This window comes from Enterococcus raffinosus (assembly GCF_001886185.1).
In the GTDB taxonomy this organism is placed as follows: Bacteria; Bacillota; Bacilli; order Lactobacillales; family Enterococcaceae; genus Enterococcus_A; species Enterococcus_A raffinosus.
The window spans coordinates 26,003-40,671 of the sequence record NZ_JXLA01000007.1 but is presented as its reverse complement, the minus strand read 5'-3'; the positions used below and the strand labels follow the sequence as shown (position 1 = coordinate 40,671).

General features: G+C 42.2%; 14 protein-coding genes. 13 read left to right on the top strand and 1 reads right to left on the bottom strand.

What is annotated here, in order from left to right; all coding sequences use genetic code 11:
• The first annotated feature begins 13 nt into the window (after window positions 1-13).
• Window positions 14-601 (top strand): energy-coupled thiamine transporter ThiT, encoded by a 588-nt coding sequence (gene thiT / locus RV13_RS05140; protein WP_010745303.1) that lies wholly within the window; start codon window positions 14-16, stop codon window positions 599-601.
• Between the two features lie 50 nt (window positions 602-651).
• Here the strand turns inward: thiT and RV13_RS05135 are convergent, their stop codons facing one another.
• Complete coding sequence (locus RV13_RS05135) at window positions 652-1,422, bottom strand: hypothetical protein (protein WP_010745304.1); 771 nt, start codon at window positions 1,420-1,422, stop codon at window positions 652-654.
• A 267-nt stretch (window positions 1,423-1,689) separates the two neighbouring features.
• On the opposite strand from RV13_RS05135, the gene RV13_RS05130 reads away from it, so the two are divergent.
• The 12 genes from RV13_RS05130 (at window position 1,690) to pknB (ending at window position 14,604) form a co-directional block, all read left to right on the top strand.
• Window positions 1,690-2,394 carry a class A sortase gene (locus RV13_RS05130; protein WP_010745305.1) on the top strand — a complete coding sequence of 235 codons (705 nt, stop codon included), beginning with the start codon at window positions 1,690-1,692 and terminating at the stop codon, window positions 2,392-2,394.
• Window positions 2,395-2,513: 119 nt separating this feature from the next.
• Complete coding sequence (locus tag RV13_RS05125; RefSeq protein WP_060789274.1) at window positions 2,514-4,127, top strand: patatin-like phospholipase family protein; 1,614 nt, start codon at window positions 2,514-2,516, stop codon at window positions 4,125-4,127.
• Window positions 4,128-4,151: 24 nt separating this feature from the next.
• A complete protein-coding gene (locus tag RV13_RS05120; protein ID WP_010745307.1) occupies window positions 4,152-4,367 on the top strand; it encodes a YdbC family protein in 216 nt (71 codons plus the stop codon).
• Window positions 4,368-4,402: 35 nt separating this feature from the next.
• Entirely contained in the window at window positions 4,403-5,287 is an 885-nt protein-coding gene (locus tag RV13_RS05115) for a YicC/YloC family endoribonuclease (protein ID WP_010745308.1), read from the top strand.
• A 111-nt stretch (window positions 5,288-5,398) separates the two neighbouring features.
• On the top strand, window positions 5,399-6,013 hold the full coding sequence (gene gmk, locus RV13_RS05110; RefSeq protein WP_010745309.1) for a guanylate kinase: 615 nt from the start codon (window positions 5,399-5,401) through the stop codon (window positions 6,011-6,013).
• A 4-nt stretch (window positions 6,014-6,017) separates the two neighbouring features.
• Complete coding sequence (gene rpoZ, locus RV13_RS05105) at window positions 6,018-6,320, top strand: DNA-directed RNA polymerase subunit omega (protein ID WP_010745310.1); 303 nt, start codon at window positions 6,018-6,020, stop codon at window positions 6,318-6,320.
• Window positions 6,321-6,478: 158 nt separating this feature from the next.
• Entirely contained in the window at window positions 6,479-8,881 is a 2,403-nt protein-coding gene (priA, locus tag RV13_RS05100) for a primosomal protein N' (RefSeq protein WP_060789273.1), read from the top strand.
• 26 nt (window positions 8,882-8,907) lie between these two features.
• On the top strand, window positions 8,908-9,399 hold the full coding sequence (gene def / locus RV13_RS05095; RefSeq protein ID WP_060789272.1) for a peptide deformylase: 492 nt from the start codon (window positions 8,908-8,910) through the stop codon (window positions 9,397-9,399).
• Window positions 9,392-10,333 (top strand): methionyl-tRNA formyltransferase, encoded by a 942-nt coding sequence (gene fmt / locus RV13_RS05090; RefSeq protein WP_010745313.1) that lies wholly within the window; start codon window positions 9,392-9,394, stop codon window positions 10,331-10,333. The genes def and fmt overlap by 8 nt, the downstream gene beginning before the upstream one ends.
• Window positions 10,334-11,686, top strand: a complete 1,353-nt coding sequence (gene rsmB / locus RV13_RS05085; RefSeq protein ID WP_010745314.1) for a 16S rRNA (cytosine(967)-C(5))-methyltransferase RsmB — start codon at window positions 10,334-10,336, stop codon at window positions 11,684-11,686.
• Between the two features lie 21 nt (window positions 11,687-11,707).
• Window positions 11,708-12,451, top strand: a complete 744-nt coding sequence (locus RV13_RS05080) for a Stp1/IreP family PP2C-type Ser/Thr phosphatase (protein WP_010745315.1) — start codon at window positions 11,708-11,710, stop codon at window positions 12,449-12,451.
• Window positions 12,448-14,604, top strand: a complete 2,157-nt coding sequence (gene pknB / locus RV13_RS05075; RefSeq protein ID WP_010745316.1) for a Stk1 family PASTA domain-containing Ser/Thr kinase — start codon at window positions 12,448-12,450, stop codon at window positions 14,602-14,604. Before RV13_RS05080 ends, pknB begins: the two co-directional genes overlap by 4 nt.
• Window positions 14,605-14,669: the final 65 nt, after the last annotated feature.

The window sequence follows — 14,669 nt, the reverse complement described above, 5'->3', positions numbered from 1 at the left end:
GAGGAGTTTTTTTATGTATAAGACAAGAATTTTAGTGGAAGGCACAGTGGTGGCGGCTTTGTCGCTAGTATTGTCGTTTATTCCCACAACCATCGGCAGCAGTTTTACAATTTCTTTAGGGATGATCCCCTTGACATTGTTTGCATTACGCAGAGGCTTGAAGCCGGCTTTGATGTCGGCGTTTATCTGGGGGATTTTGCATTTTCCAGCAAGTCAGGTTGTTTACCTAAGTGTGATACAGGTTTTGATTGAATACCCAATTGCTTTTACTTTTGCGGGATTTGCCGGCTTGTATGCAAAGAAGGTGCAACAAAGTTTAGCTGAACAAAATATGTGGAGCGTTCGAAAAAATATTATTCTAGCTTCTCTTGTTGGAACAGGGGCAAGATTCTTCTGGCATTTTATTGCAGGTGTGGTCTTCTGGGGCAGCTATGCCTTGTGGGGAATGAACCCGTGGATATTCTCACTAGTTATGAATGGGGTCAGTGGTTTAGCGACTGCAATCGTTACGGCAATTGTTGCAGTTCTCGTTGCAGAAAAGGCTCCGCAACTATATTTGCCGAAGGATACTAAGCTCATTCAAAAGCAAAGCCATCAATAAATAAGAAAAAGCATTTGTCTGTTTAAGGACAAATGCTTTTTTGAACACTATTAACGGAAAGAAAAGACAGGATCATCATTTTCGACCTCTAAAGCCCATACTTGTTTGGCTGTATCGTAAGTAATCTCTGCGATCTGTTGTTCTTTTTTATAATTTTTTGGACTACGTCGCCATCCCTTTTCATCAGATAAGAAAATAGGGATATGATAGATTTTATTTTTCAATTCTGACAGGTCAAGGCAGAAAATTGCGCCTTCTTGTAAAATTGGATATAATTCCTTCAACAGTTCTCCATCTAGGGGCGTGACCGAGGAGCCTTTTCGGAAGAAGGACCGACGATCATTGACTTTTTCTAAGACGATTCGAGTCAGTTTGCTAGCAAGGATGCGATAAAACTCATCTAAGTAACGGTAGTAGACACGCATGGTTTCGTTCCCTAGGTTGAAGTAAACAAAATTGTTTTGCAGTTTATAGAAAAAGGGAGAATGCAGATGTGTCCGCATGTGACCAAAATAGAGTAATTCTGAAATTTCTAATGGAGTCAGTTCTTTTAACATCGCTAAATCATTAAAATCGATCCACTTGGTTCCTTTCGAATGAGTGAATGTCTTAGTAGTAAAAAACTGTTGGACTTGTTCTGGACCATTAACGATCTTCAATCCTGTATGTGGCTCGTATTCACCAGCTTCTGCGACAGGGTCTAGCAATAACAAATGTTTAGGTTGGTGAACGATGCCATCGACAAAATCGTTGGGTGAAAAACCTTTTGAAAGCACAGCATTGCTTGTGGAATCGATATAAGCAAATAACGTATCTGGCACAAATTTTCACCCTTTCTAATAGTCGTCACAATCATTTTAACCCATTAATAAAAAAAAAGCTCGTATCTTTTATTTTAAAATTAGATTACAAAGGCCTTAAAAATTGCAACATTGAAGCACTTTTTTAACAATTAAAATCATTTTAATAAATAACAACTTTCTAATGTATTTATTTCTTTTTTTAATTTTTTCTCTATTAAGTGAAAGTAGTCTCACGAGATGGAACGGAGTATGATATGATTAGCAAGAGAATGCGGGAGGATTGAGATGAAGAAAAAAAGAAATTGGCTGATTAATATTTTTCTTTTCTTATTACTGTTAGTAGGACTGGCCTTGATTTTTAACAATCAAATTAAGTATTTTTTAATGCAATATAATGGCGACCGCTATGCTGTAGCGAAAATGGATCGTGCGGAGATTGATAAAAATATGGAAGAAGAAGCATCCTTTGATTTTGATGCTGTTCAGCCAGCCAGCACGGAAGCTGTCTTGCAGGCACAATTGGATAATAAACGGCTGCCAGTGATTGGCGGGATCGCTATTCCGTCGGTGGAGATCAACCTGCCGATTTTTAAAGGGCTATCCAATGAGGTTCTTTTATATGGGGCTGGAACATTGTCTCCTGATCAAAAAATGGGCGAAGGAAATTACGCTTTAGCCAGTCATCGTGCCGACCGTCCGGGGCTTTTGTTCACGCCGTTGGAAAGTGTCAAAGAGGGCGATCTGATCTATTTAACCGATTTACACAATATCTATACCTATAAGACGACACTCAAGGTTCGAGTACAGCCAACAGAAGTGAAGTATTTAGATGTTCACCCTGATAAGCAGCAAGTTACGCTGATTACTTGTGGTGAAATTGAAGGGGTAACGCGGATCATCGTCCAGGGGGATTTGGTAGCTATGACCCCGGTCAACAATGCCACAGATACGATGCGTAAGGCATTTGAAATGGAACAAAAAACGTATTGATCGACTAGTTAGTNAAACTTCAAGGCGCGCCTTGAAGTTTTTTGTTGCAGGAAAATTTCTGCTATACTAAAACAAACAGGTTGAGCTTTAGAGCTGCAGACTAAATCAGGGAGGAAGCGATGGACCTAAAACGAGTATACGTATCAGATTTATTAATGGTTTGGGAAAAATTTCAACAGGTACAATTGCTTTTTCCCTTTTATAGTTCCCATGGAGAAGCACGTTCAGAGTATCTAGAAGCTGTAAAAAAAGGGCGGGGCTATTGGCTTCAAAACAAATCTCAATGGTTGCTAATTGAGAAAATTGATGAGGACGATGGCTGGCGAATCAATAATTTGCTGATATCACGTGAGCTTGGCTGGGAGACAGCTTTTTTATTTTTGGAAAAGGCTGCTCGACAGCAGTTTAAGCGGGCGCTCTACATAAGCCTTGAAGCAAATATAATTTTGCAGCAATGGCTAGCGGCCAAAGGCTATCAATTAGAAGCGGGCGTTTGGAAAAAAGTGCTCGTCTATCATACAGGATTGGTGTTGGGTGGCGGTGGCGCCCGTGGAGCCTATCAAATTGGTGTCTGGAAGGCCCTGCTGGAAAAAGATATCCAGTTTGAGGTGATCACTGGGACTTCTGTTGGCGGGTTGAACGGAGCATTAATTGCGCAAGGCGATTATAATCAGGCACTCGCCTTGTGGGAAGAGATCGAAACGGATAAAGTTTTGGATATAACCTTCAAAGAAGTGGAGGTACTGGATTTTTCAGCGCAGGTGGATCAGTTGCGTACCTTTATTCGAACGTCTTTGCAACAGCGCGGCGTCTCATCAGAACCGCTTAGGAGCTTATTGGAAGAACGATTAGAGGCGCAAAAAATTCACTCAGGCTGTCCGTTTTATGTCGTCACGACTAAAGTTCCGGTTTTTCAAGAGGTGGTCGTGCCGATTCATAGATGTCCAGAGAATGAAATCATTGATTGGCTATTGGCATCTTCGGCCTTTTTTCCTATGATGGCGATGGCGAAAATCAAAGGGGAGCTTTATGTCGACGGCGGCTATCGTAATAATTTACCTGTAGACATTGCTTTACAAACACCAATAACGGAATTGATTGTAGTGGATGTGCACGGTCCAGGGTTGGATAAAAAGTATCGTTTGCCAGATGAGGTGGCTGAAGTGGTTTTGACGAGTCCTTGGAGTTTAGGAGACCTATTACTATTTCAAAGCGATCGCTCGTCAGAAAATATAGATTTAGGGTACCTAGAGGCTAAACGGATATTCGGTGAACTACAAGGGTATCGATACTTTTTCAGTTGTCACGCGGATTTTGAATCCATTACCAAAGCGTTTATCCGTTTTCTAAAAGATAAAATTGCAGTAGACAAGAAGGCAATCTATCTTGAGCTGCGGAAGTTTTTTGGTCAGGATGTGCCGTTAGAAATGCTGAGTTTAGCATTTTTAGAGTTTTTCGCCTATTGGGTGAATGTCTCGCCAGTAAAGGTTTATACGCCCGAAGAATTCATCGATATTATTCTGAAGCAGTTTGAAATGCCGATCAAGTTGAACGCGAATTATTCGGTTCAGGAGCAAATTGAAGATTTTATTGAAACCCACAATGTGTTTACAGATTATTATCAGGTACTACAGATTTATCAGCAAAAAGGATCGTTAGAAACAGCTTACCGTCGCTGGCCGATCCCGACTTTGCTGGCACTTTTCTTTAGATATATCCGTGAAGAAGCATGAGAATAGAAAGTTGGAGGAAGTACAATGGCAGAATTTAATTATGAAATCGTGGAAGAAATTGCCGTCTTATCAGAAAATCCGAAAGGCTGGCGTAAAGAGTTGAATCTCGTAAGCTGGAATGAGCGTCCACCAAAGTTTGATTTACGCGATTGGGCACCAGGCCATGAAAAAATGGGCAAGGGTGTCACATTGAGCAACGAAGAATTCGCTGTGTTAAAAGAAACCTTAAGCAAGATGTAGGGTGTGATTTTTTCCAAAGAAAGGGAACAAGCAAAATGAAAAGTATGACAGGCTATGGTCAGGCAGCTCAGGCGAACGAGGCTTATGAGCTGAATATTGAATTAAAAAGTGTTAATAATCGTTTTTTAGATTTGCAGATTCGAATGCCAAAAGAACTCAATCCTTTTGAAGCAGAGATTCGCAAAATCGCGAAGGGAAAAATTCAACGTGGTCGAGTGGATGTATTTATCAATTTAACGCCGTTAAAAAGCGGCAATAAGAAGGTTTCAGTCGATTGGGAGCTGCTGCAGCAATTAGTTACTGAGCTGCAAAGTGGTGGAAGAGAACATTTTGGCGTCGTAGATTTTCCAGTGGATCAGGTGTTGATTAAGGCGATGGAGCAACCGGATTTTGTCACACTGATCGATCAGCCGACAGAAGAGGATACCTTAGAAGAATTGGTCCGAACAGTAGCGAAGGAGGCTTTTACACAATTAGCTGTCAGTCGCGAACATGAGGGGGCAGGAATCAAAAAAGTGTTGTTGGATTATGACAACAAAGTTCAGTGCTTAGTGACCGAACTAAAAGGCTTTGTGACAGAGTATGAAGCAGATTTTCAACAACGCTATCAAGCAAAGCTAGAAGAGTACCTAGGCAATACAGTAGATCAAGATCGTTTGTTGACAGAATTAGCAATTTTACTAGAACGCGGCGACATTCATGAAGAGCTGGATCGTTTGACCATTCATCTGGAAAAGTTCGCGCAACTCTTAGAAACAACAGACCCAGTAGGACGAGAATTAGATTTCTTATTGCAGGAAATGAATCGTGAGGTCAACACGATCGGCTCAAAATCAAGTCCGATTCAAATTAAGGATATTGTCGTTCAATTAAAAACAATTCTAGAAAAAATTCGTGAACAGATTCAAAATGTTGAGTAGTTGCGTGAAATTTCATAAGAAATAGCAGACAGCTTGACGATACCCCTTGAAATATTCACAAAAAAAGTGCACAATAGGCGTTAGCTAAAAAGAGCATGAAAGGGCGTTAGTATGTCTGAACGAGGACTGTTGATTGTATTGTCAGGACCTTCCGGAGTAGGAAAAGGAACGGTCAGAAAAGCCATTTTTGAAAGAGATGATAATGAGTTTCAATACTCTGTCTCAATGACCACCCGTCCGATGCGTGAAGGGGAAGTCGACGGAGTTGATTATTATTTCCGTACCAAAGAAGAATTTGAAGCCATGATCGAAGCAGGCGAAATGCTGGAATATGCTGAGTATGTTGGCAATTACTATGGCACACCGCTGACTTATGTGAACCAAACATTGGACGAAGGCAAAGATGTCTTTTTAGAGATCGAAGTGCAAGGAGCCCAACAGGTAAAAGAAAAAGTCCCCGATGGTGTCTTTATTTTTCTAACACCGCCGGATTTGGCAGAATTAAAGGCCCGGATCGTCGGACGAGGTACCGATAGCCCTGAAGTAATCGAGAAACGGATGCGTGTCGCGCGTCAAGAAATCGAGATGATGGCTCTTTATGATTATGCAGTCGTTAACGATCAAGTACCAAAAGCTGTTGATCGTATCAAAGATATTATTGTCAGTGAACATTACCGAGTTGACCGAGTCATTGGAAAATATATAAAAATGTTAAAGGAGATATAAGCTTATGATGTTAAAACCTTCAATTGATACGTTGTTAGACCATGTGAATTCAAAATATTCTTTAGTAATTTTAGCCAGCAAACGCGCACATGAATTAGACGCAGGGGCACAACCGACTTTAGATTCATTTGAATCTGTAAAAAGCGTTGGACAGGCTTTGGAAGAAATTGACGCAGGAACGGTCATTAATGATCCACATCCAGAAATCAAACGGGAACGTTTGAAAATGGAAGAAGAGGAACGTCACCTGCAGCGTGAACGCGATCAACGTGACTTAGAAGCTCGTATTCGCAACGAACAAAACTAAGCGTAGAAACCTTTCTCGCTGATGAAGTGTAAATGGGATTGTACCAAATACTTTTGGCGCAGTCCCTTCTTTTTGTGTTAGAGTACCCTACATATTTTCGTAAACTTAGACGTACATATAGAATATTTAGTACACTATTCAAGAATGGAGGCGGAAAAATGAAATTAGCACAAGTAATCGTAGATGTGCCATCACTGCAGACAGATCAGCCGTTTAGCTACTTGATCCCGCCTCAATTAGCGGTAGAAGTCGGGATGCGTGTAGAGGTCGGCTTTGGCCCACGGCATGTCCAAGGATTTGTTGTTGGCTTTGAGCAGGCCACTGAACCTCTTCCAGACAATTTGAAGCCGATTATTCGCGTGTTAGATTTAGCGCCTGTGTTAAATAAAGAGTTATTGGCATTAGCTGATTACATGAAGGAAACCACCTTTGCATTTAAGGTGACTTGTTTGCAAACGATGCTTCCTAGTGTGATGAAGGCTGATTATCAAAAACGCTTATATCTCATAGATGATGCTCCAGCAGTTCAAGCTAAGTATTTTGGTGATACAGACTCGTTAACTTGGGAAGAAGCAGAAGCTCAAGGATGGCTGAAGGAGCTAGCCGACTTACGTGAGCAAGGTATCGTTGAATTGCGTTATGAAGTTCATACGAAAAACAAAATAAAAACGGAACGCTATATCAAACGAACCTTTGAACAAGCCTCCGTCAATCAGTTAAAGGCAGAGTTACGGAAAAACTCCTATAAACAAGAGCAACTGTTGGACTATCTAGCCGCTCTCACTGATGAAGCGCTGATTTCGGTCAAGCAAATGAAAGCGGAGGATTTTTCACTAGCCAATCTGAATCAAGCAGAGAAAAAAGGCTGGTTGGCCTTTGTCGCAGTTGAAAAATACCGTGACCCATATGCCGAAAGAGAGATCAAACAAACCTCAGCATTAGAACTGAACAACGAACAACGGGCTGCCTATGAAGCGATCAGTCAAAAAAGTACCGCGCAGGAGCATCAAGTTTTTCTTTTGGAAGGTGTGACTGGCAGTGGAAAAACCGAGGTTTACTTGCAGGTTATCCAAGACGTGTTGGCAAATGGACAGACGGCGATGATGCTAGTACCGGAGATTTCTTTGACGCCGCAGATAGCGACACGCTTCAAAGCTCGTTTCGGCAGTGAAGTGGCCGTTTTGCATAGTGGTTTGTCACAGGGAGAGAAATATGATGAATGGCGCAAGCTGGAACGTGGCGAAGCACATGTTGTCGTAGGTGCTCGTTCGGCTATCTTCGCCCCTCTTGAGAATCTTGGGGTGATCATTATTGATGAAGAGCATGAGACAAGCTATAAACAAGAGGAATCTCCTCGCTACCATGCAAGAGATTTAGCGATTTGGCGGGGGAAATACCATGGCTGTCCAGTTGTTTTAGGGAGCGCCACGCCTTCATTAGAGTCACGAGCAAGAGGGCAAAAGGGCGTTTATCACCTGCTGAAGCTGACAGAACGGGCCAATTCTCAAGCAAAATTACCGACTGTAGAAATTATTGATATGCGGGAAGAAATGCAGCGTCGCTTAAATTCTTCTTTTTCAGAAGTATTGGAAGAAAAATTACGAGATCGCTTAGCTAAAGGAGAACAAAGCGTCCTTTTGCTAAATCGTCGAGGCTACTCCTCGTTTGTTATGTGTCGGGATTGCGGGTTTGTCCTGCCTTGTCCAAATTGTGATATATCCTTAACGCTCCATATGGATTCGAAAACGATGCGCTGTCATTACTGCGGACATGAAGAAAGAATTCCTCATCATTGTCCAAATTGTGGCAAGGACAAGATTCGCTACTTCGGAACAGGTACAGAGAAAGTCCAAGAAGAGCTGGAGCAGCTAATACCGGAAGCACGTGTGTTGCGGATGGATGTCGATACGACGCGGCGGAAGGGTGCACATGAAAAAATATTGAACGCTTTTGGCAATAAGGAAGCGGATATTTTGTTAGGAACTCAGATGATTGCCAAAGGGTTGGATTTTCCTAACGTCACATTGGTTGGTGTGCTAAATGCGGATACCGCTTTAAACTTGCCTGATTTTCGTTCCAGTGAGCGAACCTTCCAATTGCTGACGCAGGTCAGTGGTCGTGCAGGTCGGGGAGACAAAGCTGGTGAGGTAGTTATTCAGACCTTCAACCCGGAGCATTACACTATCCAATTGGCGCAGCATCACGACTATGAAAGTTTTTTCCAGCAAGAAATGCGGATTCGGCATCAAACAGATTATCCACCTTATTACTATACAGTGAAAGTAACTGTATCCCATCAGGAAGAGATGCGAGCAGCACAAAAAGCCTTCCAGTTAGCAGAGCAAATTCGGACACAGTTAAGTCCGCAAAGCATCCTGTTAGGACCAACGCCGGGAGCTATTTTACGGATAAAGAATCGCTATTACTATCAATTAATCATTAAATATAAAAATGAACCTAAATTACAAGCGACCTTAGAAGATATTCTGCAAGTGAGTCAAAAAGATCAGCGGCAAGGCTTATTGATCGCAATTGACAATGAACCTATGTATTTTATTTAGGAAGCTACAACGAAGGAGGACGTTTAATGCGTTACCCAATTATTATTCACCCAGACGAGCGTTTATTGAAAAAGGCTGAACCAATTGAATACATTACGGATGAGATTGTTGCTTTATTAGACGACATGTATGAAACGATGGTGGCACACGATGGGATTGGACTTGCTGCTCCTCAAATTGGAAAAAATATACGAATCGCTGTCGTTGAAGTTGAAGAAGGCGATCGCTTTGATTTTATTAATCCTGAAATCATTGAAAGCAAAGGGACGAATATCGATGTCGAGGGTTGCTTGTCCATACCAGAAACATATGGAACGGTGGAACGAGCGGATGAGGTAACGGTGAGGTATTATGATCGTGAAGGTTCAGAGATGGAAGTAACAGCCTATGGCTATTTAGCTCGTACCTTTCAACATGAAATTGATCATTTAGATGGAAAACTGTTTATTGACCAAGTAATCGAAAAGATCGAACCAGAAGATTTAGAATGTTATATGGAGGAACATGCCGATGACTAAAATTGTATTTATGGGAACTCCGGCCTTTTCAGTGCCGATTTTAGAAAGCTTGATTGAAGCAGACTACGAGGTTGTTGCGGTCGTTACCCAACCAGATCGCCCAGTTGGACGAAAAAAAATCATTACGCCAACACCAGTAAAGGAAGCAGCATTAAAGCATGATCTCTTAGTTTTACAACCAGAAAAAATCAGCGGATCGCCGGAAATGGAAAAAATCAAAGAGCTAGCACCAGACTTATTGATTACCGCGGCTTTCGGACAATTCTTACCAGAAAAATTGTTGCAAGTACCTAGATTAGGCGCAATCAATGTCCATGCCTCACTATTGCCAAAATATCGTGGAGGGGCTCCAGTCCACTATGCAATCATGGAAGGTGAAGCTGAAACAGGTGTGACCATCATGGAAATGATCAAGAAAATGGATGCTGGCGGAATCTTCAGTCAGCAAAAAATCGCGATTACGAAACAAGATGATGTCGGTACTATGTTTGAAAAACTAAGCCAAGTCGGAAAAGAATTGCTTTTAGAAACACTGCCTAAAATAATTTCAGGTGAATTGAAACCAACGCCGCAAAATGAAGAAGAGGCGACTTTTTCTCCAAACATCAGCCGTGAACAAGAAGCGATCGACTGGCGGAAGACGGCTGAAGAAGTTGATAATCAGGTGCGGGGGATGCATCCATGGCCAGTGGCCTTTACAACCTATGAAGGGACTCGGTGGAAAATTTTTCATACAACCCCCTTGGAGGAAAACACGACAGCAGCTCCTGGAACCATTGTTTCTCGTACCAAAAAGGCTTTGCACATTGCTTGTGGAAACGGCACAGTAGTGGCAATAGATGAACTGCAGCCGGCTGGAAAAGCAAGACAAACGATCCAAGCCTTCTTAAACGGCAGTGGACAGGCTGTAGCCGAAGGGCAGCAGGTGGACTAGATGGCAAAGATTCCTAAAAAATTATTGCGTTCTGTTCGTTTTACAGCGCTTGAAGCAATTGAACGAATTAATCGTGGCGGTGCGTATTCAAATCTGCTGTTAAATGAATTGATCCAGAAAAATCAAGTGGATGGTAAGGATACAGCGTTACTGACGGAACTTGTCTATGGAACCATCAGTCGTCAGCTTTTATTGGCCTATGACATCGAACCGTTTATAAAAAAAGCGAAAAAAGTTGATCCATGGGTCAGAAGCTTGTTGCAACTGTCTGTCTACCAAATGCTCTACTTAGATCGGGTGCCTGATCATGCAATCATTAATGAGGCGGTCGAAATCGCGAAGGCTAAAGGCAATCCTGGAACAGGCAAATTTGTGAACGGTGTTCTGCGGTCTATCCAGCGGGAAGGCGTTCCATCCTTAGACTTGATTCAAGATCCGATCGAACGTTTAGCAACTGAAATCAGTCTGCCAAGATTTTTAACGGAAAAATTTGTGGCAGAGATCGGTGAAGAGGAAACACGCAAGCTAGGCTTATCCTTATTAGAGCCGAGTCGTGTCAGTGCCCGAATTGATTTGCGCTTTTTGACCCGGGCTGAAGCGATTGAGGCCTTGGAAGAAGATGGGATTGAAGCTCGTATCAGTGAACTAACTCCCTATGGAATCATTGCAGATAAAGGCTTTTTAGCCGGAAGCGAGCTGTTTCAAAATGGCTGGTTAACGATTCAAGATGAGAGCTCTATGCTAGTGGCTCAGGCGTTACAAGTAGCTCCGGGTCAAAAAGTTTTAGATGCTTGCGCAGCTCCTGGAGGAAAAACGACGCATATTGCTTCTTTGCTGCAGGAGGAAGGGTCTGTAACGGCCTTGGATATCCATGATCACAAGTTGAAATTGGTCAGAGAAAACGCGGAACGTTTACGTGTGTCCGATACTGTAGTGACAAAAAAGATGGACGCTCGGGAAGCATCAAAGAATTTTGCGCCAGAAAGCTTTGACCGTATTTTAGTGGATGCGCCTTGTTCAGGATTGGGCCTGATGCGTCGGAAACCAGATATCAAATACCAGAAAAAAACACAGGATTTTGTTCAATTACCCAAAATTCAACTAGAAATTTTAAAGAATTGCGCTCCCACGTTGAAATCTGGTGGAATTATGGTATACAGTACATGTACAATTGCTAAAGAAGAGAATCAAAAAGTGATCGCGGAATTTCTAGCGGCACACCCTGATTTTGAAAAAATTGAATTAGATCTAGAAACGAAATTAGAGCCGGCGATTCATGAGCAAATGTTGGTTTTATACCCAGAAATGTTTATGACAGATGGCTTCTTTATTTGTGCAATGCGAAAAAAATAGATAAACGAGGTGGACAAAAAGATGGAGATTCAATTTCAATCAGACATCGGCAAGCAGCGTAACATGAATCAAGACTATGCGAATGTTTTTACTAATCAAGCAGGAATGTATTTGGCGATATTAGCCGATGGCATGGGCGGTCATTTGGCTGGCGATGTAGCAAGTAAAATGGCTGTTGACGGTTTAGGCGCTGCTTGGTCGACCTCGACGATTGCACAGCCAGATGAAGCTGCGCAGTGGTTTTTAAAAGAGATACAAAATGTTAACGAGGCGATTTATCAAGAAGGCGTTGCTCATCCGGAAATGCAAGGGATGGGAACAACGATTGTTAGTACAGCTCTATTGGATGATAAATTTGTTTTAGCTCATGTCGGTGACAGTCGGGCATACTTGATCCAAAACAATCAGTTGCAGCAGTTGACGGATGACCATTCATTAGTGAATGAGCTGTTGAAATCTGGTGAAATCACAAAAGAGATGGCAGCCGTTCATCCGCAAAAAAATGTATTAACTCGTTCAGTGGGGATCGCTGGAACGATCAAAACGGATGTCTCAGAGCACGAGTGCCGCAAGGATGATTATTTACTACTGTGTTCAGACGGGCTGACTAATATGGTAAGTGAAGAAAATATTCTTGCAATCGTGGAAAGTGATCAAACATTGGAGGCAAAGACAAAGCAATTAATCAATGCCGCTAATGACGCCGGTGGTGCGGATAATATCACCGTCTTGCTGATCCACTTCGAAGGGGAGGCTCGTCCATGATTGAAATAGGCAAATTGGTCAATGGACGTTATAAAGTTATTGCTAATATCGGCAGTGGCGGTATGGCAAACGTCTTTTTGGCCCACGATTTAATTTTGGATCGTGATGTTGCCATCAAAATATTACGTTTCGACTTTCAAAATGATCAAACTGCCATTCGTCGTTTTCAGCGAGAAGCGCTGGCGGCGACAGAGATGGTTCATCCGAATATCGTAGGTGTCTACGATGTGGATGAAGAGAGCGGTATGCAGTATTTGGTCATGGAATACGTGAAGGGAATGGATCTGAAACGCTATATTCAAACGCGTTCACCGATCCCTTACGGAAAAATTGTAGATATCATGGAACAAATTCTATCTGCAGTCAGCTTGGCTCATGCCCACGGGATTATTCACCGTGACTTGAAGCCGCAAAATATTTTGATGGATCAGGCAGGCGTAGTAAAAATCGCGGATTTCGGTATTGCGATCGCCTTATCTGAAACCTCTCTGACCCAAACAAATTCTATGCTGGGTTCTGTACATTATCTTTCTCCAGAACAGGCCCGCGGCAGTATGGCGACCAAACAATCAGATATTTATGCTTTAGGGATTATTCTCTATGAGATGATTACCGGCAGTGTTCCCTTTGATGGGGAGTCTGCTGTCACAATCGCGTTAAAGCATTTTCAAGACGAGATGCCGTCGGTAAAGGGATTCGATCCAGAAGTCCCGCAAGCTTTGGAAAATATCGTGATGCATGCTACGGCGAAAGAGCCCGCTGACCGCTATAAAACCGCTGAGGAAATGGCGACCGATCTTTCAACTGCTTTGTCGGCAGAACGAGCAAACGAATTGCCTTGGCGGCCAACAGCAATGTTAGATGAAACAAAAGTGCTGACACCGATTCAACCAGAAGATATTCCGGCTGAAAAACCTAAGGAAGAACCGCCAGTACCAGAGGAAAAGCCGAAAAAGAAAAAAGGCAAGAAGCGCCTTATTGCGCTCTTTCTATTGTTGATGTTAGCAATCGGCGGGGGAGTTGGCTATCTCTTAACAAATTCAGCAGAAGTGTCCATTCCGCAAGTCGAAAATATGACGGAGGCAGAAGCAAGAACAGCCTTAAAAGCGGCCAAATTAACTGTTGATAGCAAAACAGATGAAGTGCCGAGTGATACGATCAAAAAAGGAAATGTTGTCAAAACGAGTCCTGAAGCGGGAACCATGATTAAGAAAAATCGTCCTGTGCGATTGTATATTAGTTCAGGGACGAAAAAGGTAACGTTGAAAGATTATAAAGGTGACATGATCGATGATGTAAGAGAAGAATTGGAAAAAATTGGATTTTTAGAGAAAAATATCCGCATTAAGCCAGTTAATGACGATACTGCTCCGGAAAATCAAATTTTATCGCAAGATCCAAAGGCAGGGACAAAAGTTGATCCAGAAGAAGACCAAATTACTCTGGAGGTTTCTGATGGACCTAAGACATTTAAAATCGAGGATTATTCTCAGATGACTTATGCGGCAGCTAAACAAAGTTTATTGCAGCTTGGTCTCACAGAGAGTCAAATCAATCGTGTCGATGTATCGAGTGAGACTGTTCCAGCAGAGGAAGTGGTCAGTCAAGACCCAGTTAGTGGAACGGCATTGACTGCAAAAGACACGATTACTTTAAAGGTCAGTTCTGGTTCAAGCTATGTTAAATTAGACGATCTTACAGGACAAGATAAGGCTTCAGCAGAAGCAGCAATATCAAATCTTGGATTGAAGTACTCTGAACAGCAGGAATACTCAGATGAGATTGAAGAAGGCAAAGTCACACGGACAGATCCTGGCGCAGGCTCAACATCATTAAAAGCTGGTGATACTGTAACAGTCTATATTTCTAGAGGTCCAGAAAATAAGGAGAATACATTTGATGTAACAATCTCAGCTAAATTTACAGGACCTGAAGATCAACAAGATACAATTACAGTAATGTTGAAGGATGCGAAAAATACGAATTCCACACAAGTATTGAATTTCAAATTAGATAAAAATACTCCCTCAACTGAGCAAACCGTATCTGTAACAACTACAGAAGGCGGTTCGGCTACAATCGAGGTCCAACGAAACGGCAAATCTGCTGTAACTAAGACCGTTCAAAAAGCTGAAACAATTACTGTACCTTAGAATTACAGAAAAACCTTTCCTGGAATAGTCAGGAAAGGTTTTTTAGGTCATTTGTACTGAAATTG

Bases quoted from the DNA above. Each gene is read 5' to 3' on its own strand.
- RV13_RS05125 (WP_060789274.1), top strand. From the start codon at position 2,514: ATGGACCTAAAACGAGTATACGTATCAGATTTATTAATGGTTTGGGAA.
- RV13_RS05130 (WP_010745305.1), top strand. From the start codon at position 1,690: ATGAAGAAAAAAAGAAATTGGCTGATTAATATTTTTCTTTTCTTATTA.
- RV13_RS05120 (WP_010745307.1), top strand. From the start codon at position 4,152: ATGGCAGAATTTAATTATGAAATCGTGGAAGAAATTGCCGTCTTATCA.
- RV13_RS05115 (WP_010745308.1), top strand. From the start codon at position 4,403: ATGAAAAGTATGACAGGCTATGGTCAGGCAGCTCAGGCGAACGAGGCT.
- rsmB (WP_010745314.1), top strand. From the start codon at position 10,334: ATGGCAAAGATTCCTAAAAAATTATTGCGTTCTGTTCGTTTTACAGCG.
- pknB (WP_010745316.1), top strand. From the start codon at position 12,448: ATGATTGAAATAGGCAAATTGGTCAATGGACGTTATAAAGTTATTGCT.
- def (WP_060789272.1), top strand. From the start codon at position 8,908: ATGCGTTACCCAATTATTATTCACCCAGACGAGCGTTTATTGAAAAAG.
- RV13_RS05080 (WP_010745315.1), top strand. From the start codon at position 11,708: ATGGAGATTCAATTTCAATCAGACATCGGCAAGCAGCGTAACATGAAT.
- gmk (WP_010745309.1), top strand. From the start codon at position 5,399: ATGTCTGAACGAGGACTGTTGATTGTATTGTCAGGACCTTCCGGAGTA.
- rpoZ (WP_010745310.1), top strand. From the start codon at position 6,018: ATGATGTTAAAACCTTCAATTGATACGTTGTTAGACCATGTGAATTCA.
- fmt (WP_010745313.1), top strand. From the start codon at position 9,392: ATGACTAAAATTGTATTTATGGGAACTCCGGCCTTTTCAGTGCCGATT.
- priA (WP_060789273.1), top strand. From the start codon at position 6,479: ATGAAATTAGCACAAGTAATCGTAGATGTGCCATCACTGCAGACAGAT.
- thiT (WP_010745303.1), top strand. From the start codon at position 14: ATGTATAAGACAAGAATTTTAGTGGAAGGCACAGTGGTGGCGGCTTTG.